Annotated in this window: 1 pseudogene; it reads right to left on the reverse strand. The window is 62.4% G+C overall.

The annotated features are described in order from the left end of the window. Positions 1–2,373, reverse strand: a pseudogene (locus OQK_RS01655) (condensation domain-containing protein); the annotation flags it as partial.

Raw genomic sequence — 2,373 nt, forward strand, 5'->3', positions numbered from 1 at the left:
CGCGATAACGCGGCGGCACGCTCAACTGCGCTTCACGACCTTCACCGAGGGCGGTGTAGATCTCGAAGAAGTCGTTCATCAGCAGCGAACGGCACCAGGCGTCGATGAGGATGTGGTGGTTGCTCATCATGAACCAGTAGCGCGCCGCGCCGACCTTGATCAGGCGCAGGTGAAACGGCGCCTGATTGAGCAGATCGAACCCGGCTTCGCGCTCGCTTTTCAGCAGCGCTTGCAGCTGTGGTTCCTGCTCGGTTTCGGCGACGGTGCTCCAGTCCAGATACTCGATCGGCGTACGCCCCGGCGTGTGAATCACTTGCAGCATGTCTTCGCCAACGTTCCAGCAGAACGAAGCGCGCAATGCTTCATGACGAGCGACCACCGCTTGCCAGGCCTGGGCGAAACGCTCGGGGTCGAGCTCGCTGTTGATGCGATATCGATCCTGCATGTAGTACAGCCCGGTGCCCGGCTCGAGCAAGGTGTGCAGCAACATGCCTTCCTGCATTGGCGTCAGCGGGTAGACATCTTCGATGTGCGCGGCCGGCACCGGCAAGGCATCGAGTTGCGCCTGAGTCAGTTTCGCCAGCGGGAAGTCCGATGGCGTCAGGCCGCCGGCTTCGTCTTGCAGACAATGGGCGATCAGGCTTTGCAACTCACCGAGGTAGGCGGCGGCCAGATCGTTAATGGTTTGCGCCCCGTAACGCTCGGCACTGAAAGTCCAGCGCAGCAGCAGTTCTCCACCGTAAACCTGACTGTCGACACTCAGCTCGTTGGGCAACGGCGCCTGCGGATCGTGGGCAGCACCGATTGGCTCATCGAGAGGACGGAACAGCGCATCGCTGCCGAAGCTCTGGTCGAACTGGCCGAGGTAATTGAAAGTGATCGGCGCCTGTGGCAGCGCCGCCATGCTCTGCCGGCAGCCGTCATCGGCCAGATACCGCAACACGCCATAACCGAGACCTTTGTGCGGCACGGCGCGCAGTTGTTCTTTGATCGCCTTGATCGAAGCGCCCTGCCCGGCGGCCTCTTCGATATTGTGCGGGGTCAGGCGCAGCGGATAAGCGCTGGTGAACCAACCGACGGTGCGGGTCAGATCAATCTCGTCGAACAGGGTTTCGCGACCGTGTCCTTCCAGTTGAATCAGTGCCGAGGGCTGGCCGCTCCAGCGGCACAGCACACGGGCCAGCGCGGTCAGCAGCAGGTCGTTGACCTGAGTGCGATAAGCGCTCGGTGCCTGTTGCAGCAACTGTCGGGTACGTTCGGCATCGAGGTGTACGCTGACGGTTTGCGCATGGCGATTCTGCCTGCCGCCCTGCGGGTTTTCGCAAGGCAGATCAGCGCTCGGCCCGGCCAGTTGCGCTTGCCACCAACCCAATTCCTCACGCAGCGATTCGCTGCCGGCGTAAGCCTGCAAACGCGCGGCCCAGTCCTTGAAGGCGCTGGTTTTCGCCGGCAGTTTCAGCGGCTGCGCAGCGTCGAGTTGCCGATAGGCGGTTTGCAGATCATCCAGCAGCACGCGCCAGGAAACGCCGTCGACGACCAAGTGGTGGATGGCGATGAACAGGCGTTGCTGAACATCCGCAACATCGACCAGCACCGCGCGCAGTAACGGGCCGTTGCGCAGATGCAGACTGCGTTGCGCGTCGGCGAACAGAGATTCGCACCGATCCAGCGAATCGACGCTGACTTGCCAGAGCACATCCTCATTCGTCAGCGCTTGATGCGTCGCTTGCCATGCATCATCGGTTTCAGTGAAACGCAGACGCAGCGCATCGTGCTGCTCGATCACCGCCAGCAAGGCTTGCTGCAATCGTTGCGGCTCAAGGCGCACAGTCGGTTCCAGCAACAGCGCCTGATTCCAGTGCTGGCGCTGGGGAATGTCCGTATCGAAGAACCAGTGCTGAATCGGCGTCAGGCGCGACTCGCCGACCACCAGGCCCTGCTCGGCAGTCACTTGCTGGGTGCGACTGGCAACGGCGGCGAGCGTCTGCACGGTCTGGTGCTGGAACAGGTCGCGCGGGCTGAAGTGAATGCCCTGCTGACGCGCGCGGCTGACCACTTGAATCGACAGAATCGAGTCGCCGCCGAGTTCGAAGAAGTATCGTTGAGGCCGACCTGCCTGACGTTGAGCACATCGCACCAGATCTGCGCCAGGGTCTGCTCCAGCTCATTGCTTGGCGCAACATAGTCCTGACGATTCAACTCGGGATCGGGCGCCGGCAAGGCGCGGCGGTCGAGTTTGCCGTTGGCGGTCAGCGGCATGCTTGCCAGCAGCATCAGCTGGGTCGGCACCATGTAGTCCGGCAGTTGCGCCTTGAGGTGCGACTTGAGCGCTTCGCGCAGTTCAGCCTGTTGCGCTTCGCCTTGCCCGGCGAC

It is taken from the genome of Pseudomonas sp. R62, assembly GCF_000257605.1.
In the GTDB taxonomy this organism is placed as follows: Bacteria; Pseudomonadota; Gammaproteobacteria; order Pseudomonadales; family Pseudomonadaceae; genus Aquipseudomonas; species Aquipseudomonas atacamensis.